This window comes from uncultured Rummeliibacillus sp. (genome assembly GCF_934216135.1).
Classification (GTDB): domain Bacteria; phylum Bacillota; class Bacilli; order Bacillales_A; family Planococcaceae; genus Rummeliibacillus.
The window spans coordinates 24,850-48,866 of sequence record NZ_CAKQBI010000018.1 but is presented as its reverse complement, the minus strand read 5'-3'; the positions used below and the strand labels follow the sequence as shown (position 1 = coordinate 48,866).

15 protein-coding genes are annotated in these 24,017 nt (G+C 35.1%); 4 read left to right on the top strand and 11 right to left on the bottom strand.

All coding sequences use genetic code 11. The features are described from left to right. Positions 1–5: 5 nt before the first annotated feature. The 7 genes from rbsC to Q0977_RS12040 form a co-directional block, all read right to left on the bottom strand. On the bottom strand, positions 6–941 hold the full coding sequence (gene rbsC / locus Q0977_RS12070; protein WP_299514232.1) for a ribose ABC transporter permease: 936 nt from the start codon (positions 939–941) through the stop codon (positions 6–8). Continuing rightward, complete coding sequence (locus Q0977_RS12065) at positions 928–2,421, bottom strand: sugar ABC transporter ATP-binding protein (protein WP_299514229.1); 1,494 nt, start codon at positions 2,419–2,421, stop codon at positions 928–930. The genes rbsC and Q0977_RS12065 overlap by 14 nt, the downstream gene beginning before the upstream one ends. A 16-nt stretch (positions 2,422–2,437) precedes the next feature. Continuing rightward, positions 2,438–2,830 carry a D-ribose pyranase gene (gene rbsD, locus Q0977_RS12060; RefSeq protein ID WP_119416405.1) on the bottom strand — a complete coding sequence of 131 codons (393 nt, stop codon included), beginning with the start codon at positions 2,828–2,830 and terminating at the stop codon, positions 2,438–2,440. Continuing rightward, on the bottom strand, positions 2,827–3,711 hold the full coding sequence (gene rbsK / locus Q0977_RS12055) for a ribokinase (RefSeq protein ID WP_299514223.1): 885 nt from the start codon (positions 3,709–3,711) through the stop codon (positions 2,827–2,829). The genes rbsD and rbsK overlap by 4 nt, the downstream gene beginning before the upstream one ends. Positions 3,712–3,722: 11 nt before the next feature. Continuing rightward, on the bottom strand, positions 3,723–4,697 hold the full coding sequence (locus tag Q0977_RS12050; protein WP_299514220.1) for a LacI family DNA-binding transcriptional regulator: 975 nt from the start codon (positions 4,695–4,697) through the stop codon (positions 3,723–3,725). Positions 4,698–5,395: 698 nt separating this feature from the next. Further along, positions 5,396–7,588, bottom strand: coding sequence for a bifunctional UDP-sugar hydrolase/5'-nucleotidase (locus Q0977_RS12045; RefSeq protein WP_299514217.1), 2,193 nt, complete (start codon positions 7,586–7,588; stop codon positions 5,396–5,398). Between the two features lie 458 nt (positions 7,589–8,046). After that, a complete protein-coding gene (locus Q0977_RS12040) occupies positions 8,047–8,937 on the bottom strand; it encodes a hypothetical protein (RefSeq protein ID WP_299514214.1) in 891 nt (296 codons plus the stop codon). Positions 8,938–9,381: 444 nt separating this feature from the next. Here Q0977_RS12040 and Q0977_RS12035 point away from each other — a divergent pair, with 444 nt between their 5' ends. Together Q0977_RS12035 and Q0977_RS12030 are read left to right on the top strand one after the other, a co-directional pair. Continuing rightward, entirely contained in the window at positions 9,382–9,861 is a 480-nt protein-coding gene (locus tag Q0977_RS12035) for a sigma-70 family RNA polymerase sigma factor (protein WP_299514211.1), read from the top strand. Between the two features lie 212 nt (positions 9,862–10,073). Next, positions 10,074–10,274, top strand: a complete 201-nt coding sequence (locus Q0977_RS12030; RefSeq protein ID WP_299514208.1) for a hypothetical protein — start codon at positions 10,074–10,076, stop codon at positions 10,272–10,274. Positions 10,275–10,355: 81 nt separating this feature from the next. Here the strand turns inward: Q0977_RS12030 and Q0977_RS12025 are convergent, their stop codons facing one another. After that, on the bottom strand, positions 10,356–11,651 hold the full coding sequence (locus Q0977_RS12025) for an arsenic transporter (protein WP_299514206.1): 1,296 nt from the start codon (positions 11,649–11,651) through the stop codon (positions 10,356–10,358). A 623-nt stretch (positions 11,652–12,274) separates the two neighbouring features. Between Q0977_RS12025 and Q0977_RS12020 the strand changes: the two genes are divergently transcribed. Together Q0977_RS12020 and Q0977_RS12015 are read left to right on the top strand one after the other, a co-directional pair. Further along, positions 12,275–13,048: a hypothetical protein gene (locus tag Q0977_RS12020; protein ID WP_124217975.1), complete on the top strand. Its 774-nt coding sequence runs from the start codon at positions 12,275–12,277 to the stop codon at positions 13,046–13,048. A gap of 21 nt (positions 13,049–13,069) precedes the next feature. Then, positions 13,070–14,257 (top strand): XRE family transcriptional regulator, encoded by a 1,188-nt coding sequence (locus Q0977_RS12015; RefSeq protein ID WP_299514203.1) that lies wholly within the window; start codon positions 13,070–13,072, stop codon positions 14,255–14,257. Positions 14,258–14,417: 160 nt separating this feature from the next. On the opposite strand, the gene Q0977_RS12010 is transcribed toward Q0977_RS12015, so the two are convergent. The 3 genes from Q0977_RS12010 to Q0977_RS12000 all read right to left on the bottom strand — a co-directional run bounded on the left by Q0977_RS12010 (position 14,418) and on the right by Q0977_RS12000 (position 23,748). Further along, positions 14,418–15,080 (bottom strand): plasmid pRiA4b ORF-3 family protein, encoded by a 663-nt coding sequence (locus Q0977_RS12010; protein ID WP_299514200.1) that lies wholly within the window; start codon positions 15,078–15,080, stop codon positions 14,418–14,420. A gap of 533 nt (positions 15,081–15,613) precedes the next feature. Beyond that, the gene (locus Q0977_RS12005; protein ID WP_299514197.1) at positions 15,614–18,703 is read right to left on the bottom strand and encodes a transglutaminase domain-containing protein; all 3,090 of its coding nucleotides are present in this window, start codon (positions 18,701–18,703) and stop codon (positions 15,614–15,616) included. A 539-nt stretch (positions 18,704–19,242) separates the two neighbouring features. After that, positions 19,243–23,748, bottom strand: coding sequence for an endonuclease (locus tag Q0977_RS12000; RefSeq protein ID WP_299514194.1), 4,506 nt, complete (start codon positions 23,746–23,748; stop codon positions 19,243–19,245). Positions 23,749–24,017: the final 269 nt, after the last annotated feature.

Genomic DNA, 24,017 nt, shown 5'->3' with positions numbered 1-24,017 from the left:
CTCTCCTATGCTGTTTTTTTGCGGTCGATAAGTACCGCGATTAATATAACAACACCCTTCACAACTTGTTGGAAGAATGAAGATACCCCGATAAGATTTAAACCGTTATTTAATACACCAATGATTAGCGCACCAACTAATGTACCGAAAATCCATCCGCGACCACCAGTTAAAGAAGTACCACCTAGTACTACGGCTGCAATGGCATCAAGTTCATAGGATTGTCCAGCTGTTGGTTGAGCTGAGTTAAGACGAGAAGTTAAGATTAAAGCTGATAGAGCTGCAAGCATACCTGTTAATGAATAAACAGCAATTGTAATACGGTCTACATTAATACCAGATAAACGTGAAGCTTCTTCGTTACCACCAATTGCATAGACACGACGTCCAAAAGTTGTTTTACGTAAAATGAAGTAAAGAACTAGGAATGCGATTAGCATTGTGATAACAGGAACAGGAATACCTAAAAAGTAACCTTTCCCAAACATTTGGAATGTAAGTGAATCACCTAAGCCAGACACTGGTTTACCATCTGTATAAACAAGTGTTAACCCACGGTAGATTGTCATTGTAGCTAGAGTTGCGATGAAAGGAGCAACTTTCCCTTTTGCGATAATAAATCCGTTTACTGCGCCAAGTACTGCACCTAAAAGTAAACCGATTAGCATGGCTAAAAATGGATCCATGCCACCTGCTAGTAATCCTGCACTAATTGCACCAGTTAATGCTAGTGTGGAACCAACAGATAAATCTATACCACCTGTTAAGATAACAAATGTCATCCCGAATGCGATTAATGCACTAATTGAAACTTGACGTAGTACATTGAAAATATTTGTAGCTGTTAAAAAGCTAGGGCTCATAAATGAGATAATGATGATTATTAAAAGTAGCCCTAATAGTGGTCCAAGTTTTTGAACTAAACCTTTAGATTTGGACAACTTTGTCACCTCCAGTAGCGTAATGCATAATTTTTTCTTGAGTCATTTCTTCTTTTGATACTTCACCGGTAATTTTACCTTCATGCATAACAAGTACTCTGTCTGCCATGCCGATAACTTCTGGTAATTCTGATGAAATCATTAAAATTGCAACACCTTGTTCAGCAAGGTCATTAATAATTTGGTAGATTTCCTTTTTGGCACCGATATCGACACCACGAGTTGGTTCATCTAGGATTAAAATTTCTGGGGCATCACCCAACCATTTTGCGATAACAACTTTTTGTTGGTTACCACCACTTAATGATTTTGCGGTTTGCATTGCACCAGATGAACGAACGCCTAATTTTTTCATAAGGTTACTAACAAAGGTGGATTCCTTTTTCGAATTAATAACACCCATTTTGGAAGCCTTGTCCAAGTTTGTAAGCATAATATTATCCTTAATAGAAAAATCAACGACTAAACCTTCTGATTTGCGGTCTTCTGTCACAAAGCCAATCCCATGTTTTTTCGCTTGAATTGGATTTGAAATTTTCACTTTTTGACCGTCGATGAAGATTTCACCTTTGTTCATCTTGCGATAGCCAAATAGTGCCTCAGCTACCTCTGTACGGCCTGCACCCATTAGACCTGCTAATGCAAGAACTTCGCCTTTTCTAAGTTGGAAGTTAATATCTTGGCAATAGTCATTTCTTGTAAGGCCTTTCACTTCAAGCTTGACTTCACCAATTGAAGCGTTGCGTTCAGGGAAACGATCTCCCAATTCACGACCAACCATCATTTTAACAATTTCATCAAAATTCGTTTCTTTTATGACACGGACACCAATGTACTGGCCATCACGTAAGATGGTAATACGATCGCAGATGGCGAATATTTCTTCCATACGGTGGGAAATATAAACAAAGGAAACACCTTGTGATTGTAATTTTCGAATCGTTTTGAATAATGTTTTGATTTCACGATCTGTTAACGCAGCAGTTGGTTCATCCATTATAATGACTTTTGCGTGTGTCTCGATTGCTTTTGCAATTTCTATAATTTGTTGTTTCCCAACAGATAATTGGCCAGCCGGTGTTTTGACGTCAACATCTAATCCGAGTTGTTTTAAAATACGACTAGCTTCTCTATTCATCTCTTTTGTTTTTAAAATACCCATACCTACTGTTTTTTCATTGCCTAAAAATAGGTTTTCAGCAACAGTTAAATCCGGTAGAATATTAAGTTCTTGATGAATTACTGCAATCCCCATAGCTTCTGCTTCTTTTGGGGATTTGAAGTCTACTTCTTGTCCATCTACTTTGATGACACCTGCATCACGGCCGTAAATCCCTGTTAAGATTTTCATCAGTGTTGACTTACCAGCACCGTTTTCACCCATCAAAGCATGGATTTCTCCATCTGCAAGTGAGAATTGGACATCTTTCAACACGACATTGCCACTAAAAGCTTTATCAATGCCTGTCATTTCAATCATTTGGTATCACCACCTTTTAAAATATGACCCCTGATTGCAAAATAATATTTGCAAACGGTGTTGCTTCTCCTGTACGGATAATTACTTTTGCTTTAGCTGAAAGTTGTTTTAACTCTTCATGGCTAACAGTTTCAATCGGAACATTGACTACTTGTCTTACCCGACTGTGTAATGTTGGATTTTGCACATTCATCTCTGTTGCAATCCATGCTTTTTCTGCATTAAAGTCATCTAAAACTGCGTCCAAAATATCTGAGAAACTAGGCTTTCCAAGTGTATAAGAAAGGTCTACACAAGGAACGCCATCTGGAATAGGTAACCCACAATCCGCAATCATAATCGTATCTGTGTGACCGATTTTCGCGAAAATACCAGCTAAATCACGATTTAAAATTCCATGTTTTTTCAATTTGCTTGTCCTCCTAGGCGATTTTCAACCATTTGTAATGTTGGCATACCGCCTTGTGCGCCAAATTTTTCAACGGACAATGATGCAGCAATATTAGCAAAACGAACCGCTTCTTTTAGAGATTGTCCATTTGTTACGGCATATGCTAATGCACCATTAAATGTATCGCCAGCTCCGGTTGTATCAACAGCTTTTGTTTTATAACCTTCGATGAAAATATGTTCTTTTCCATCAAAGTAACGAGCGCCATTGCTTCCTAATGTGACGATTAGTTTATTTGGATACTTTTCTAATGCGCTTTCCACATCTTCAGAGAAAATATCCGCACATTCCGTTTCGTTTGGTGTAAGGTAATCTACCAAGTCCATCCAAGAAGGATTGAAAGATTCCGCTGGAGCAGGGTTAAGTAATACGGGTACGTTTAAATCTTTGCAAACTTGCAATGCATATTGAACGGTGTCTGCTGGAATTTCTAATTGCATAATGACCATTTCACTTTTTTCAATTAAAGATTTTGCAGCATCGATTTCTTTAGGAGTGATCAATGCATTTGCGCCTGGAACGACAATAATACGATTATCTTGTTCGTAAAGTAATATATTCGCGATACCAGTCGCAGCTTCATCTGTTGCATATACAAATTGTGTGTCAATACCTTCAACTTTTAAGTTGTTAGTTAACTCTTTGCCAAAACTATCTTGACCAACTGCACCAACCATATGTAAATCGCCACCAAGTCTTGCAACTGCTACAGCTTGGTTTGCTCCTTTACCACCAGGTACTGTTGTAAAAAGGTTTCCTAAAACTGTCTCACCTTGTTTAGGAAAAATAGTTGTATCAACGACTAAGTCCATATTGATACTTCCTATTACAGTAATCATCAAATCTCTCCTTACTTTGTCGAACTTCTAATAACAAGTGTTGCTGGTAATTCCGTCAAATTATTTTCTATTTCATGACCTTCAATTTTTTGAATAAGTAATTCTGTTGCTGCAGTGCCCAACTTGTATATATCTTGTGCAACCGTTGTCAATTCGGGTGTTAATAATTTCCCCATACTGATGCCATCGAATCCTACTAATTGAAGTTCACCAGGAATTTGAACATCCAGCGAATGAGCAGCTTTCATAGCGCCAATTGCTAGAACATCACTTGATGCAAAAATACCATCAACGAATTCATGTGTTTTTAGGTAGTCAAATACTTTTTTCTCTGCTTCATCAAAATCAAATTGACTAGTAATAATATCAGAAGAGATGTTAGGGTAATTCTTCATTGTTTCCATAAAACCAGTAAACCGGTCTTCCGCTACATCGAGTCCAACAGGTCCACGCACACATAGTATGTGCTTACAACCTCTTGCTATTAAATATTCAGTTGCAATTGTTGCACCATCTATATTATTTGTTGTGACAGTTGGAATAGCCGGATCAAGTCTTCTATCAAGTGCCACAATCGGCAAACTTATTTTACGATAATAGTCTGCTTCAAGTTGATTGGTCGTCACGATAAATCCTGCGGCGTACTTTTGTTGAAGCGACTCTATATAATGTATTTCTCTATCTTTCTGTTCACCAGAATTACAGAGTACAACTGTATAACCATTTGTATAAGCTGTATCTTCTACAGCTCTTGCTAGTTCAGGGAAAAATGGATTGGTAATGTCAGGTACAAGCAAACCAATGATATTGGTCTTTTTTGTACTTAAAGATCTTGCAAGTTGATTAGGCTTATAATCTAGTTCTTTTATCGCTTTCTCGATTACTTTCTTGGCTTCATCACTAATATAGCCTTTGCCATTTAAATACCTAGAAACTGTAGCGACCGAAACGCCTGCATGCTTGCCTACATCTTTAATGGTAACCATTCTTTTCCTCCTTTGTAGCATTGTGTAACCGATTACACATGTAATCGAATACACATTAATATACTGAAAAATATTTTATATGTCAACACAATTATTGAAATAGGTTATACTAAATATTCATTTCGGACAATTATATTAAAAAAACAGTTTATTACACGCTATTATTATGAAATTCTAGTAAAAAATTGAACAAATTGAATAACCTTATTATGTAATATATTTCATACTTAATCGGATTTTTTGTAAGGATTTTTAAATAGGCTATACTATTTGGATGTAATTTCACTAATTGAATTAAAACTTCCTTATTATTATTAAAAGACTGCCTGAAAAGTTTTCTTATGTGGGGAGAGAGTACGTTAAGACTTAAATTGTTCGGAACGTGGATTCAATTCCTTATTGCGTGGATTGGAGCTGGAGTTGCGTGGATTAACTCCGTAATTGCGTGGATTGATCACTGAGTTGCGTGGATTAATTGCTGTTTTCCGTGGATTGAACTCTGAATCGTCGGTATGGATTTAACCTATATTTTGGTATATCAACAGTTGTTTCCCTAGATTAGCTTAAATCGATTTAGTAATGCAAGTAGATATGCTTATATTCGTTGCTTATATTCGTTGCTTATATTCGTTCTATTTTTTGATATCCATAAAAAAACCCCATGTATCACACGGATACACAGGGGATGTGCTAGCCAACTATTTTAGAAAGTCTATCTTTTTATTAATATCTACAATCCTATCCTCTATAGTAGGTTTAACTGTTTTTAGGTTTGTTAAATGTTCTGCTAGGTTCTCCCAATCTGATAAACCGAGGTCTGTTACACGGCCTTCAGAGTAGGCTTTTGCAAACATTGTGAAGCCGTCTCCACCTTTTGCTGTGAAGGCGTTTGTTGCGATTTTATACGTTTTATCATCTTGCATTGGTGTGAAATTTCCTTCTTTATCTTTATATGCAATTGAAACAACTCGTTCACCCGCTGGCTTAGTGGAGTCAAATTCTACTTTCCCTCCAGATACATGCAAGAAACCGCCATTTTCAATTGGATATGATTTGAAGCTTATTTCAAAGGCTGATTTTAATTCTGCACCTGTTACAGACATCGTAGCAAGTGTGTTTCCAAATGGTAGAACAGTGATGACTTCGCCAACTGTAATATCTCCAGCTGGAATGCCTGCGCGAATACCTCCACCATTTTGTAAAGCCATGATGATATTTTCATCGTACTTTTTAGCTTTTGCCAGCATGCCATCTGTAATAATATTACCTAAGGCTGTTTCACTATTTCGAACACTAACGCCTTTCCCATCAGAATCAGTCCTTGGATTTGTCAGTTCGCTTTCTGCAGTTGCTCCGATTGATTTGTTTGTAATTTCTTTTAACTTTTCAGAGTATTCTTTTAGCATTGCAGCAGCTTCCGGATCTTCTTGTTGATCAGATACTTTTACTAATTGACCATCTGATTGAACAACTTTACCTTTGAAATCAAACTTAACATCCACTGTACCTAAAAAATCACTATATTGAAAAGCTTGTACAATGACTGTTGGGTCTTTTTCTTTACCTTTAATGTCTTTTTCAATAACTACAGGTTTATCTAATTGCGTATGGCTATGACCACCAACGATTAAATCGATACCTTCTACTGATGCAGCTAAAATTTGATCATTATCCACAGCTGGATTATCATCATAACCAATATGCGTTAGCGCTATAATTTTATCAACGCCTTTTCCTTCAAATGCTTTTACTGCCTTATTCGCTTCTTCGATATAATTTTCAAATTTAACACTACCTGGGCTTGAGATATCCTTTGTTTCGGCTGTTGTTAAACCGAAAATCCCTACTTTTTCGCCATCTATTTCTTTGATAATACCGTTATAAATCTTTCCTTTTTTCGGATCACTAGATATCAAATCGGTGAATAACCCTTTAAATCTATCATCGCCTGAGAAGTTAACGTTTGCGCTAACAAATGGGAAATTAGCACCCTCTATGAAATCGACAAGCGCCTGATGTCCTTCTGGGCTCGATCCTAAATCAAATTCATGATTTCCAAATGTCATTGCATCATAACCTAAATTATTCATAAACTTAAGATCTGCTTTCCCTTTAAATTCGTTGAAATATAACGTTCCACTAAATACATCCCCTGCATCTAATAACAACGAATTTGGCTTCTCAGCTCTAAATTGCTTAATAGCCGTTGTTCTTTTTGCGATATTATCTAAATGTGCGTGTGTATCATTCGTATGCATAACTGAAATTGTGAAATCATCTCTCTTACCGTTCACTACTTTAATTTCTTTGCCGTCTGGTGTTTTAATTAGGCCATTAGCAAGAATTGAATTTTTATACCAAAGTCCTTTGTATTGAACAATGCCTTTGTTTAATTTGTAACCGTTATATAGTTTTCCTTTGTAAAGGTCTAATCCCTTATTTAAAGTTCCGCCATCATATAGCTTCCCTTTATAAAGATTCAATCCTTTGTTTAAGTAAGGTCCATCATATAATTTATCTTTATATAATGTAAGAACAGTATTCAACTTTCCTTTTACATATAGCTTTCCTGTTTTCTTACCAATACCAGTGTAAGGTTTTCCTTTTACATAATAGATGCCTTTATATTTACCTGTTGCTTTTTTACCGTTTTTGTAATAAACACTACCCTTTACCCCTGTATATAAATTACCATTCTTATACAACTTGTTATTATAAAATTTATACCCCTTAACTACCTTGCCATTTGATTTTTTTACAAGTTTGCCATTTGAAATCTTATAATCTGCTGCGGCATTTACATCTGCCGGCGTTGTAATAACAGCTCCTACTAGCAACGTACTCCCCAATATAAGTGATGCTACTGGTTTTACAAATTTCAGATTGTACATATTCTCCCAACCACCCTTTTATAGTATTTATTACTAATTTAGTAATATATACTATTATAAAAAATAATCACCATTTAATCTATAAATTAATATAATTCCAAGGATATATTTACATTTATTACAATGGAATAATTCTACTAACAGATGGATGGGGAGGAGGATTTCATATGAAGTAATCGCTTTTGGAGAATTAGATAAATCTTTAGTAATACATTAAATCAGGTACTCACAATTCAAGTCAATTGTGAGTACCCGATCGTTCTTCTTATACAAATCTTAGTTCATGGTTTGTCATTTTCGATACTCCTTTTACTTTATACTGTCTACCACCTTCCCAATTTCTGATTATATGAGAATATGTATTATTTCAATACTGAGTAATGTTAATAATTTTATTAATAGTTTCCGGAAGATCAAAATAAAAACACCACCTCAACTATATGGTGGTGTTTTGCATCTCATTTTCTCAATACATCCAATAAGATTCCTGATTTATCATCAGAACGTTCTGCTCTTGGGAATTGTAGGCAATAGGGGTCGTTTCTTTCCATAACGGCAATTTTTGTGTAAGCGCTTTTAAAACCTCGTTTAAAAATTTGCTTCGCCGTATCTTCCCAGCGTTCTTGCCCTGGTGTTTTGTGATTTAGTAGTTGAAATCCGCCTGATACTAATGCGATTTTCTTTATGTCCATTAATGGAATGCTGCCTTTTTCCAAGAAGCTGATTGCCTGTCTGCTCCCGTCAATTGAAGAGTATCCCTTATGTGTGTTGGAGCTTGCGAGGCATTTTTTCTGAAAGGCTTCTGTTAACTTTACGGCATTATCATAGCATAATTGTAGCTTTTTCTCTGAGTATTTTCTTCTTAATCCCTTTTTTAAAGAATGAAATGATGACTTTAATTTTAAATGATATTTTACTTGCACTTTTGCTTTATGATCATAGGTAACGCAACGGATTGTACCATTTTCATATTGTACAAAGAGCATGCAATTTCCAGATTGAACAAACTCTAATTGGTCATCTCTAATTTGAACAGCTATTACACTACAACTATTTCGAATATGTTTATCCGATTCATCATAGTCAAACCAAATCGTTTTTCCAATTTTCTCTTTTCTAATCGCATTATTAGCTGCACATATGACTGCTTCTAAAGAGTCATTTAAATAGGTTGGATCATTTAAATAACGTCGCATCATTTCTGCAGCTTTTGCACCAGAAAATGGACCTAGTGCTGAATCTCCATCGATCACAGCAAATCGATTATTTGTCGAGTCGCAAACTAAAGTGTTATCTATTTCTCTCCCGTAACCATCAACAGACATTAATCCAGAAGGTTTAACGATCATTCTACAATTTCCTCCATTCTTTTTATGAATTAAAAAAATCCCCTTGAAAAAACTCAGAAAACGACTAGATATTCCTGCTCATATCTATCAACATCCTTTCTGCTTAATTTTATCTATATATTACCAAATTATTTTTAAAAAGGATTATTTGTAGTCTAATTGTAACTAATTATTCACATTTTAAGTAATTTTTTAAAAAATGATAAATTTTATAAAATCTACACCTTCCTACTGAAAATTTAAGTCATATCAAATTTTTATCATGCCATAAAACGTTGATATGACGGACTTTCGATAAACATCGACAATTCATCGACAAAATTTTTTTATCGTTTTTACCCCTATAAAACTCATTTTTGTTCATTTTACAAATATCAAAACAAATTTGTATTCTCAAAGCACCTAGGAATATAGCATTGTGCACAATGAGATTGGAAACTTTTGATGAATAACTTTGAAGAAGTACTTGAAGGTTTTGAACCAATGATCACAGCTGCTATTCGAAAATGTCGTATTTACAAAAATCATGACCACTATCGTCAAACAGCTCGAATTGCCTTATGGAAAGCATGGAAAAATTACGACCAAGAGCAAGGCGACTTTGAACCATATGCTTACACATGTATTAAAGGAAGTATATTAGATGAGCTTAAAAAGGAAAGCCGGTATGAAGAACGCTATTACCCTGAACAAGATGATCTTATCGAGTTTTACACGCCCACATCAGAAATAGAAAACACAGATATTTTCGAGCAATTTCTAAGCAATCTAAAAAAAGAAGATAAACAGCTTCTAATTGACTATTATCTAGAAGGCTATACCTTTAAAGAATTAGCTAAGAAATATAACATCTCCGCTGATGCATTACGAAAAAGAAAAAAGAGGCTTTTGGATAAATTGAGAAAAGATTTGATGGAGTATTGATGTGTATCCGTAGTACGTTGAATCTTCTTAAGATAAAGATATCAATATAGAAATACTCATATTATTGTCTCAAATTTCAACTCAAAAATCCGAACCTACATGAATCATTTGGTTCGTCCATGCCAAAAATAAGGATAGATTTTGAATGGATATCCAAATTAGGTATATCTACTTGAAATTATTCAAGTAAAATTATTGGAGGCAATAGGCAAATGGATATTTCTGAAGAGCGTTTTAATGAGTGGCTCGAGGACAGGATGAAAAAGGAGTTAAAAAACTTGATCATCGAAGCAATTCAAAATGAATATCCTCAAAAATTTATCGATACGCTTATCAAAAGAGGAAAATTCACTGAAGATGAGGTGCAAGAAATATATAAAGAACTTAACTATAAAAAGCGACCCATTAACTAATTTGCTGATATGATATAAGCTACGCAAATTACAATTTTTTTAAAAGTCCTTGATTACTAAATTGATCAAGGACTTCATTTGTTAAAATAGGATTAGTGTAATATAAAGCCCTGTTAGTGTGATTAATAAGATAGGAATTGTTAATGTAATCCCCATTTTGAAGTAAGTGCCCCAGGAAATTTTAATTCCCTTTCCCGCTAAGAGGTGGAGCCATACTAGTGTTGCCAATGAACCAATTGGCGTAATTTTAGGTCCTAAATCCGACCCAATCACATTGGCATAAATAAGTCCCTCTCTCACAACGCCTGTCGTATTTGTTTGTACAATGGCTAGCGCGTCGATCATAACGGTAGGCAAATTGTTCATAACCGATGACAAAAAGGCTGCGATAAAGCCCATTGCAACAGTTGATACATATAAACCTTGTGTAGCTAACTTTTCAATCACATCTGCTAAGGAATGTGTTAGCCAAGCATTCCCAACACCATAAACGACAACATACATCCCAATTGAGAAAAATACAATCGTCCATGGTGCACCTTTTAAAACAGCTTTAGTATCAACTGCATGACTCTGTTTAGCCATAACTAATAAGAATATCGCAATCATTCCAGCAATAATTGAAACAGGCACCCCTACCCATTCACTCGTCACATAACCGATTAACAACAATACTAATACGACCCAAGAAAGTCGAAACATTCCTTGATCTCGAATCGCTTCTTTTGGCTCTTTTAGCTTAGATACATCATATCGACTTGGAATATTTTTTCTAAAATAAATAGATAGTACAGTAATTGTTGCTATTAAAGAAAAAATATTCGGTAGAATCATTCTTGCCGCATACTCTACAAACCCGATATCAAAAAAATCCGCCGAGACAATGTTCACCAAATTACTAATGACAAATGGTAGAGATGTCGTATCTGCTATAAATCCACTCGCCATGATAAACGGAATCACCATTGTTTCTTTAAAATTCAAATTACGAACCATTGCCAATACAATTGGCGTTAATATCAAAGCTGCTCCATCATTCGAAAAGAACGCAGCTACAAGAGCACCTAAAATACTGACATACACAAACATTTTGATGCCATTGCCATTCGATAACCTTGCCATCTGCAAAGCAACCCACTCAAATAATCCAATTTCATCTAAAATAAGCGAAATGATAATAATAGCTACAAACGTTAATGTTGCATTCCAAGTAATCCCCACTACCTTCTCAACATCTTGAAAATCAACAACACCAACTACTAACCCGATAATCGCCCCCACACACGCTGTTAGGCCTATATTCAATCCCTTTGGCTGCCATATCACAAGAAATAATGTCACCAAAAAGATAACAGTTGCTACAATCGCCATTCCCATAATCCTTCTTTCTAAATAAGTCCGAAATACTTTCTATATCATACCACCATACAATCAGGATGCACGATAGTTTTTGAACAGCTAATGGGCGCGGATTGGTTGCTTGGTGAATCTGGTGATTTCTGACCCTCCGAATACGCTTGCGAGGACTTAAATTGCTGTAAGGGCGAATACTATTCGAAATGGAGCGAATAAAACGGGCCTAAGAGCGAATTAATCCCTCAATACCATTGTGCGCGGCGCTGTTACTTGTTCAAATCTAGTAATATCCGCCGCGGATTATGAGAGTATTTTTCGGCTGCTATGAATTTGCTCTCGTGCGGGGCTGGGGACTTAAATTGTTGAGAGAGCGAATACTATTTTATTTCGAGCGAATAAACCTACTCTAGGAGCGCATTAACTTCCACAGGGAGCGAATATTCCATACGAAAGAGCGAATAAATTGCTCATTACCATTGCACGTGGACCGGTTGCTTGTTCAAATCTAGCAATATCTGCCGAGAATCATGGGAGTATTTCTGATTGAACCTTTTTGCGTTATCACTTTAATAATTTTCTATACAAATCATATTTTCTTTAATAAAATAGAATTAATCTTTTAGAATATATGGAGGTGTGATTAGGTGATTAACTATAAATTAGATAAAGTGTTAAACCAAGCGCTTGTCGATGGTTTAATGGCAGGTTATAAAGAGTATACTGATATTAGAAGAGAGCGAGCTACTAATATGATTATTAGTAGTGCATATGCTTGGGTCAAAGGAAATCATATCGAAGATAACATTGCAAGAACATGCGAAAAACTTGGTGTTCAATACATATCTGCAAAAGCAGGTATGACGTGGAGATACTTACAATTTTATATAGGCGAAGAAAATATATTATTCGTCATAAAAAATGCAAAATATTTCAATGCAGATGAGGTTACACAAGGCAAAGATGCTAAAGGAAAAACACGTACCACTAATATGTCTTATATGAAAAAATTAGTCAATATTAATTCTCATATCGACTTTAGACAAGTTAAGCTTGAAAAAGTTACTGGATATGTTCAATTAAGTCTTTTCGATGATTACCCGCTGAATGATTCAGATATGCAAGAAATTGAAAAAATCGCTACAAATAGGAATGTTGATCGTTTTTATATCGTGACTTATGAAATCGATGAAAATCAATTAATCTCTCAAATTTCTTTATTTATGCCAAATCCAGAAGACAATAAAGCTTATCTAATTGATGATTTAACACAATATATTAATGCTGAAAACGCCTTTACTATAGATGAAAGACTGAAAAACATATTAGGAAACCAGTCAGATGAAGAATATGATGCTCTTTCATTCGGTATTGCAATTGAAGAGGATGAAAAAGATATTGATCCAGCTGGGGAGAGTTAGAAAATAAGGAGGTCTAAACCTGTGTTTATCGGTAAAAGCCTTACAAATATAAGAATTTTATATGACCTAAGTAGAAGTCAGTTGGCTGAAAAAATAGGCGTTACTGAACAGGCTATATGGCAATACGAGAATGGTTATGTTTCCCCTAAATTAGAAACTATAAATAAACTCAAAGAAATTTTCGATGTAAAGGGTACTTATTTCTATACAAGTGATTTACTAGAAAAATATGGCCAAGAAAATATTGATCGTGTAAATATCGCATATCGTTCTGAAACGATTAACTCTGCCCATAAAACCCATAGCGAAACCATGTATTTACAGTATGTAGATGCCTTTTTAAAAAAAATAGAAGGTAAAATATCCTATCCGAAAAACACACTATTCGAATTACGAGAAGAAGTTGTTTCCTTTTTACGGACACATGTAAACTTAGAACGTCAACAACAAATTTCTTATATTGCTGCCCTAGCACGAGAAAAAATTGGATTGTCCAAAACATCCAACAAAAACTTGCTATTTCTTCTTGAAAAATCAGGCATATTCGTTTTTGAAAAGGAAATAGGACAGTCGATTGATGCTTATAGTATCTGGACTAATGATCACAGAGCTTACATTATACTAGGAACATTAAAGAAATCAGCAGTTAGGAGAAATTTCGATTTAGCACATGAATTAGGTCATCTTTTGCTACACTATAAAGCAGAATTTACAACACGAAACACTGCCGAATATAAACTGTTAGAAAAAGAAGCAGATACATTTGCTTCTGAATTTCTTCTACCTGACAACGAATTCATAAAAGACTTTACAAAAATCACAAAAAAATCAAATCCTGATGCTTACATTGAGCTAAAGCAAAAATGGTTGGTCTCGTTGCAAGCAATTGCTATAAAAGCATTCAAATTAAAATTAATCGAATATCAACAGTACAGATATTTTTATATGTCCATAAACAAAAAAGGCTACAAAGAGAAAGAACCTTTAGATGATGTAATACTTATAAATAGACCATCTAAAGTTAAAAGTATCCTTCAATTACTTTTTGAAAAGAATATTTTATCTGTATCTACTTTAATAGACGATTTACAAATAAATAAACGATTTTTAACTAAATTAACCGGAATTGATGAAACTTTCTTTGATCAATACTACAGATTAGAAAATAAAACCTTCTCTATATCTGACTTGAACATCAAAGTAAATTAAGAATAGATTTACCCAAAGTCTGAGGTTGACTAGTTAACAATCATCTGTTGTTAACTAGTTTTAAATATTACTCAAATTTATATTGCTACATGACTTTTATACATTATAAAATTCCATCAACATACTTCATCAATCATCCAATATATATTTTAAAATTACGCTATTGATTAGGTCCACGATACTTATCTGATAAAACTACATAATTTGCATGATCAATTTTATCCCATTCTGTCTTTTGATACTTCTTGTATTTCAATCGGTCATTCACTTGGTTGCTGTCAAAAGGTTTAAAATATTGTTTTTCGGCCCAGTGAAAGGTATCTAGAAAATCCGGATGGTCTTTGTTATTATAAACTTTCAGAAATTCCATAAATCCAGGTGGCCCCCCTACATCTTCTGGTGGCGCTGCTCCTTCTCCTGCTAATACAGTTGGAAAACCAAAATAATAATCATTAACTACCTCATCTACTTTAATGGTAATTTGCCATCCATCCCCCATATCATAGCAATATAAGATTTCATCATATTTTTCTAAATACTTATCAATCTTCGTATGTGTAGGTGATTTTACTGTAAATTTTAGATTTTCTCTCTTACTCTTCTTAAAATCCTCCAGGGTAACAGGATTATTCGTAATAATTTCATGATCAATGACAAATTCAAAAAAGTGGTAAGGTTCATCAATCCATTCACTTTGAAAATTTGTTACATTCTGTATCATCTCATGTAAACGATTAAATGTTGCGCCTGCAGGCATAACTACTTTTCTCCATATAGCTGGTTCTATATCTTTAAATGTAATTGTAAGAATATACGCTTTCATGTATTCACCTCGTTTTTCTTGACTATATTTTAATTATATCTAATATTGACTAAAATTAAGCAATCTAGTCTTTAAATGCTAAAGTAAAATACTCTTAACTCATGATGAGATTAAGAACTTGAATTGTGCTCGGGCTTTTTTCTTGGCTGCGGTGAGGCTCTTGTGACTTAATTTGTTGTAAGAACGGATTAATTCCTCAATACTATTGCGCGCGGCTCAGGTACTTATTCTAATCTAGTAATTTCTGCCGCGAATCATGAGAGTATTTTCGGCTGCCCCGAATCCGCTTGCGAGGACTTAAATTGTTGTAAGGGCGAAGACTTTTTCTTTTCGAGCGAATAAACGGATGGAGAGAGCGAATTATTCCTTGGTAGGAGCGAATAAAATAGTACAAAGAGCAAATAAAGTACTTTTTATGATTCCCAGGCTAGATTGTAATTGTATTTTTAAATAAGAAAAGCCCTTAAACTCCTAGGAGATTAAGGACTTGATTTGTATTCTTTTGTCATAATTATTGGAGCATGACACATAGCTTAGAAATCAATTAGTTCTTCATTTTTCAAATGGTCTTTTGCAAAGTCTTCTGCTTTTGGATTGAAGTAATTGTCTTTGTTATTCCATACGAATTTTTGGGAAGTTGAATCGATATATCCTGAATCCCAAGTTGTATCGAGAATGATCCAATTTCCATCTACAAGTGCTTCGTTCCATGCGTGATTACTCGCTGTTGTTTTTAATTCATCCCATGAGTTAGGCATTCCGTATCCTAAGGCAACCCCGCCGATTACTTTTGCTTTTATACCTACTGCACGAAGAAGGGCTGCTGTAAGATCTGCATATCCTTGGCATATCGCTGTCTTATTCTTATATGTTGAATAAGCATCCTGACTTTTACCTAAGTCTTTGAAAAAGTCTTCTGTGTCGTATGAGATATTTTTTGCTACCCAGTCGTGAACTGCTTTCACCTTAGCTAGATCTCCAGTTGCATCTTTTGTGATATCTTTTGCTAGTGCAACGATTTCTTCATTATCACTTTGAACATTAGAAGAAGGTAATTCATATGCTGTACGGTTATCTGAATTTACAGCTTGTCCTTCCATTAAATATGGATAGCTAATTGTTTTATCATCTGAAGTATTATAGTAAAGCTTTACTGTATACCTTCCAGCACCTTCTCTCAAATAAGCCTTTGCAGAAATTGTGCCATCACTGTTTTTTACATTCTTAATATCTATTAAACTTATTTGTTCACTTGTTCCTGATTCATTTATTACATCTACAAGTAAGCTTTTCACGTTTGAAGCAATACGACCTGTTATAAACACTTCGCTATTATCTGTTGTTCCTGCAATTCTTAATGGAGCCGCAACATCCGTATTTTTAATATTTTCTTTGTATAGTAAATCTTCTAGATAGTATACGTCATCATTAAAAATTGGATAAACACTAACTTCGTAATCTCCTTTTCCCTCTGTCAGACTAATTATTTGATCAACCTCACCATTTACTGGAGTTACAGAGCTTTTATGTGAACATGTTCCTGAAGAAGCTTCGTAACAATTAGATTTTGTCTCAATAACAAGGCGCTTTACAGTTTGGTCAACTATACCTGTTAAATGTACTTCGCTATTATCTGTTGTTGTTTTATCAACTGAAAGAGATTTTGAAACCGAAGAAGCTGGAGGTGTATTTGACGTTTCTCCACTTTCTTGTACTGCAGTTACATTCGTTTCCTCTGTTTTCTTTACTTCTTCTTTTGGTAATTCTTTTGTAGGATTTGTAATCCCTTGTGTAATTGTAATCTGTTTTGAAGTTGAAGGAACTGAACCTTCTATAGAAGATTTCACCACTATTGTACAGCTAGAGGCAGTTTTATCCAATACAATTTCATAAGATAAGGTTTTATCTTCCAAATTAGGTAATTGAGATTCAATCAAATCAGTTGTGATAGAGTCTTTATCAACTGTAATACTTGTAGGAAGTTTTGAAGAAGCATCTTCAACGGCTTTGTTAGCAACAATTTTCTTTGCTTTTGCTATTTCTTGCTTTGCATATGCTACATCTGCATTTGCATTTGCATCAAGATCTAGTAAGCGAGATACGGCTGCTTCTGCATTATCAATAATTGAATGTCCATATGAATCTTTCTTTGATAGCGTAGCAGCATCTTTGTCTTTTAAAGAGTTAACAGCGCTATTAACTTGCACCATTGTATCAGCTAAGTGAATAGTTTCACCCCACACTGCAAGTTCTGGAGCCATATAGTCTAAAGATTTCACTTTTTCATATGCTGCCACTGCTTTTTCAAATAATGAACCTTCATGGTTAGGATTCGCCATCAGTTCATCTATTGTTTTACCTTTTAACGCATTTACTGCATTATTTGCCTCTGTTTTTGCTTTATCTAATTCTGTTTCCGATGAATTATTATCAGTTTTTGGGTTCTTAGTTTGTGTATTATCGTTTGCAGTAGAACCAGTTGAGCTATCAGTCGTTGAATTATTACTTGTGTTATTGTCACTTACATTGTTGTCACTTGTTTTATTTTTATCTGATGTATTGTTTGCTGGTGTATCAGTAGAAGGCTTTTGCTCTACAGGTTGTGTTGTTTTCTTAGGGTTCGCATTCAATGCAGATTCTGCATTTGAAATTGCCAATTCTAAATTAGATGTACTTATTGATAGATTCGGAACATTCCTTATTGCAGTAATGATTTCTTTAACATGAGCTACCACAGATTGTGCTGCAGAAACGATATCTTTATCTTTTGAAACTTGGGCTATTATTTTAGATGTCTTCGCTAAAGATGTAGTTAAGTTTACTAACTTTTGTGCAGATGCTTGAATATTCGCTTGGACCGTTGCCTTATGAGTAGCGATTTCTAATTTAATCGCAGCCTTTTCTTCATCTGTATAAAGTTCTTTGTTTTTATATTTTGCTATAAAGTCTTTTAGATTACCTTTTGCTGATAGTTTTTGTATAGAAGAAGCATTGACTGTAGTTCCTAGTTTATTTTCAATTGTTTCAAGGTCTTCTTTTTGTTGCTTTGCTTCTTTTAATGCAGCTTCTGCAGAAGTAACTTCATTTTTTACTGAAAGTAACTTTGAATTTAACTTTTCATCTGTTAGCGCTTTGCCGAGTTCATAGTATTTACCTTTGTAAATACCTGTTCCCTTTTTACCATTTTGATAATATGTATTTTTATAAACGCCGGTAGCTTTTTTTCCAGCTTTATAATAGATTCCTTTTACTAATCCGTTCGCTTTTTTACCTTTTAGATACAAGACACCTTTATATGTGCCAGTTCCAATTACGCCGTTTTTATAATAAATACTTTTGTATACACCAGTTGCTTTTTTGCCGTTTTTGAAAAATGTACGATTAATTATCCCAGAAGCTTTTTTACCGTTTTTATAAACTTTACCTTTGTAAGAAACAGTTCCTTTTACTATACGGCCTGTTTTTAGGCTAATCAGCTTCCCGCTTTTTGAAACTTTTACACCTGTGGTCACCTTTTTTACTTTTTTAGTTGCGGCAGATGCATCTACGTTTCCAGGTAAAATGGTACTTGCAATTAAAGAAACGCCTAGTATAGATGTTGTAATCATTTTGAATTTACTCATCTTATCCTTTGATTCCTCACTCTCTTATTAGGTATAAATAACTAATTTAATTATTATACAATCAATACAAAATTACCATGATATATTTTTGATTTTTTATAATCGTCATACAATTTTAGTGGGATAAGCGCAGGATTGATTGTATCTGTGCCTGACACCTAGACTTTCACCGAATCTGCTTTTCACTAGGATTTCTAATCCATTTTTTCTACACCATCGGACGCACATTGGTTGTTTAAATCTAGTAATATCTGCCGCGTATTATGAGAATATTTTGGTAGCAGCTCTGAATCTACTCTCGATAGGACTTAAATTACTGAGGGAGCGAATACAATTTGTATTGGAGCGAATAAATTGGTGGAGAGAGCGAATAAACTTCCACAGGGAGCGAATAGACCAGTAGAATAGAGCAAATTAATTAAAATAGCTGTCAAAAATCTAATTTCTTTAATACATTTTCAAATGAGAAAAGCCCTTAATCTCCGAAATGATTAAGGGCTTGAATTATACAATTATTTGAATCTTTCAAATGCCAACAACTAATTCCAAATTTCTTCAACCCATTCAGGGTGGTCGATGAATGGATTGCGATTCCCTTGTATGTTGTATATTTTTTCGTTTCGTTGTCTTTCCCATTCACTTACTGGATCTTGCTTATTCCACTGAAGTAGAACGGAAAGTTTTCCATGGTATGGAATCGATCCATTGTTAACTTTATCGTTCAATTCTAAGTCAACTTTGTCTCCCTTTTCGTAGCGTGTTGCCATGTAAAATAACATTCTAGCGATATCGCCTTTTACATCATCAGGTGGCTCAAAAGAATCTCCATCTCTTTTACACTTAGGACAATTCACCACTGAACTTCCCCCATTATCAAAGTCTAAATTTCCTCTTGCACCATTCACCTGAACGTCACTTGGTCTCAAGTGATGAATATCTGTACCTGGGCCATTACTTGTTCCAAAATTACCATGGGATTTTGCCCAAGTATGTTCTCGATTCCAGTCTCCAACATTACCACCAGCTTTACTCTTTGGACGAGACTCACCCGTATAAAGAAGGATGACGTTACTCGAATTTTTTGGATCTTCATCTGTTACTTTTAATGCATCCCATACCTGACTGTACGAAAGCACACGCTGATCATCTATGATATCATGTAATGCAGCTTTTAACATTTGTCCCTTTTTTCCAACTGCATCCCTATAGTATTCATCTGAAGTATCTTCAGCAGTAACAGTTACAGAAAAACTAGAGGTGACGGATTTCTCTCCATCTGTAGCTGTAACTCCCACTATATGTGTACCAACAGATAAATCCAGAGTTAGTTCTGAATCTTTAATCGTTCCTATTGTAGAACTGAATGTTAGTTTATCTCCATCAGGATCTTGGAAATAGTCTGTCAAAGTGAAATTTAGTTTTTTCCCTACTGTCAAAGTTTGATTTTCAAACTTTTTTATTGCTACTGGAGCATTGTTCTCTGCTGGTGTTAAGGGTGTTTCATCATCTGAATCTATAAACTGAATGCTTTCAGGATTTGCACCATTCTTATAATGGATTTTTTTAATATTTTCAGCACTTCTAATTACTTTCACATTCGGTCCATCAATGATGACTTTTCCTAGTCGAAGTCCTGAGAAGTTGATAACGGCACCAGGTTCTTTCGGTTTAATCGTAACACTTGAACCGTTAAAGCCCTTGCTTGTGAATCCCGCCCCTTTCAGCTCAGCATACTTGGAACTTGTAATGATGATTCCTTTTGTAATCTTGCCACTTTCAAAATTCACGGAAATGCTTGGCTCAGAGAATGTTAGTTCCTTCTCTCTTATGTTTACTAAGTTGTACGTTTTTTCAGGAACAACCTCATCTGATTTATCAGATAAATCAAGTTGTACCATTACTGGATCATGGTCACTTGCACGGCCAGCCATATCAGTGAAATCTGCATTGATATGGAGAATATCAATTTTTGTTGATTTGGCTAAATTGTTTGATACTAAAATATGATCCAACACTTGTGAATTTCCTTGATAAAGGTACGTATAGCGATCAGCTTCTTCTACTTTGTTGATCATATTCGTCATGTGATTGCCTTCTAGGATTTTTAATGATTCAGTAAATTGATAATCGTTATAGTCACCTACTGAGACAATATTGGCATCAGGATTGTCAGCCTTTATCTCTTCTACAAAGTCTTTTACAACATTTGCAATCTTATGACGTTGCTCTTCACTTTCCAATTTAGGTGGCTGTGTTGAGCCGAATAGTGGCGTATCACCTGATTTTGAGTTCCAGTGATTTGCAATGACAACAACACTCTTACCATTAAAATCAAATTGGGCTGCTAGTGGTTTTCGGCTATTATTGAATGCAGGATTCGTTGGATCAATTCGTCCTGGGTTTAGTGCTAGCTTTCCATTCTTATATCCGACAGCTTTTGTAGCGTCTCCACTTGGAATGTCTTTTGTTAATTGGACACGTTCTGGATTATATAAGAACCCAACTCGTATATTCGCATTTGGGGCGCCCCCATCTGCATTATTTTCTGGGTCAATATTAACGTAATTGTAATTTACGCCACCAGCTTTTTTAATTTCAGAAATTAACCGTTGATAACTTTGATCTGCTTTAGCATCCCCTGCAGAAGAACCGTTGTTATCTTGAACCTCTGTAACACCAATGATATCAGGATTTTTCATATCAGAAGCAAATGCTCGAGCTAGTTTTCGCGCTTTATCATCCGTAGTTTCTTTCGTATTATTAGAGAAGTTCTCAAGATTATATGAAGCAACCGTCAATTTGTCGTCTGCTTTTTCAATTGTTGTTGTTTCTGGTTTTGAATTTCCTTCAACATGTTTTGTTTTCATCTCTTCATAATCAGCGTAGATCTTATAATTTTGATAGCCATAATTGACTACTCCAGTAATAGGACCTGTAAATTTATCGCCTGTTGCTACTTTAAATTCTCTTGCTTTTGTATTGTCGTAAAGTTTAAATTGAATTCGATCAGCATTAGCATTATCGGCTGTCATTAAAACGCCACCATGAATGGTATCTGTTTTTCTGTCTTCTAAAACTGTGATCAGATCACCGTGTTCCTGAGGTGCTACGGCTTTTACATTTCCTACTTGAACCAACATACCTTCAAGAGATTCCCAAAAATCTATAGCGTCTTCCTCTGGATCAAATTGAGCAAATCCATCATTATCAATCACTTCAGAAGGTAGATTATTGCGGTCAATGATTATTGGTTCTGGAAGAGTGACATTATTCTTCACACCATTCACTTTACCACCTTGGTCGTTACGCGCATTTATCTGTGTAACAGACAAGTCTGTCTCTTTTTTTGTATCGGTATAACCATCAATATGGTACTCATCCACTTTTCCATCAACACTTACAAGATCCCCGACTTTAACGTTCGCAGCCGTGTTACCTGTATAAACTACAATTCCTTCTGATGTGTTTGGATTGTTGTCCTTTTTATCATCAGGAGTTTGCATGTGGAAATAGTTTCCGCTGCCTATTTTATAAATATAGGTGACAATTCCTTCAACACTTGCAACAGTCTCACCTTTTTTAGGTGATTGATGAGACTCACCTTGAATATCATGAATTTGGATTCCTTGTTCTGGATCAAAAACCGTATATTCATACGAAGTCACCTGACTATCCTGTAATCCAGCTTTCACAGCAAATGCTTTTAATGTTATATTCTTTTCGATGGCAATAGGTTGACTGTATACATTGCTCGATTTGGTTGGAGTTGAGCCATCTAATGTAAAATGAATCGTTGCACCTTCTGTTGTCGTCGATAGCTCTACCTTCGTACCTTTTGCAATAGAACCAGCTTTAACTGATGGTATAACAGACTGAACCACATTCTCATCTTCAATAATGTCTGCTATGGAACGTGGGATAATTTGATAGACGTTATCAAATTGTTGCACAATCCCCGTGATTGATGCATACGTTTTTCCATCTTCTAAATTTAAGGTATTTGTTTCATCACGTACCACAAATTGTGCCTGACCATCTGTTACCGTATAGTTTGCCCAAGAGCCGCCATCTTCTACGGAAATAATAGTAATATTCTTTGCTGTTACTAGAAGAGATTCATTCTCTTCTGAAACCTCTGCACCTGACACCACTTTTGGCGTTGGTACACCTATGTTTATATTTTTCTCAACAATTGTTGCAGCATTTAATTGCAAGAGTCCCCTATAATCATCTAATTTCCCCTTTAGTGTCACTTCATCTCCTACTGCTACATCTAGAGTCGTTGGGCGTACAGCAATTCCACCTGTACCATCTTGAACGGAGATCGTATTTTTTAACTTTGCTGCTACTACTGCCTTAATCGTAACATTGTCACCTACTGGCAGTGCTCTTGCTTGTGCAATCGATTTGATGTCTCCATCACCTGGATTATCTGGATTTCCTGGATCTACTGAAGAACCATCCATTGTATGTTGACCAAGATTAGATGCATCATCCTTCGGTAATACTTCCCACTCCTTATTTGGATCAAATGGATCATCAACAATTGTATCTCCTGCTGTAATATTAGATTTTCGGACTAATGTTACATCGGCGGCGTTATTGACTCTCTGACCAACTTGTCCAATGGAATCAATAACATCATCACCTTTTTTTAGAACTACAGGATCGTCCCCATTAAAATTAATAACGTTAGAATTAACTAAATTCCCCTTACTCTTTATCGAATCATTTGCATCTTTATGATGAATGACATAAGTTTTACCCGCATTCAGATTTCCAGTAAGTTGTAATGTTTGACCTGCGGGAGAAGCTCCATTTACATATAGCTCTAATTTATATTGACTTAAATCTATGTCAGAGCCAGTCCCATTATAAAGCTCAATTGCTTTGTTAAAACTACTTCCCTCAATATACTCTGAAATAATGAGATCTGAAGCTTGTGCCGTTGCAGCGGAGGTAGGAATTGTCGGCGTTAAAATACTCGCAACTAATAGTGTTGACAAAAATGCATTAAAAGGCTTTTTCCATCTTCTTTTATCCATTTATACTAGTCCCCTTCTCAATGAAAATTTGATAAAAAGATTAAAGTGTTGCTGCTTCTTTACTTCTACATCAAATGAAATTCCACTGTTTTAACCACTGCTAAAGTTAATACTGAAGCTCAAAGACAATTGCTGTTACCAATTTAAGTTTGCAGAAAATATAAATCCTCCTTCTTATTAAAATTCAGCTGATTATAATTCAAACCGCTGATTATATACTAATTATTTACTATATGCGTTAAATATTCCATATTATTTGTATATAATAA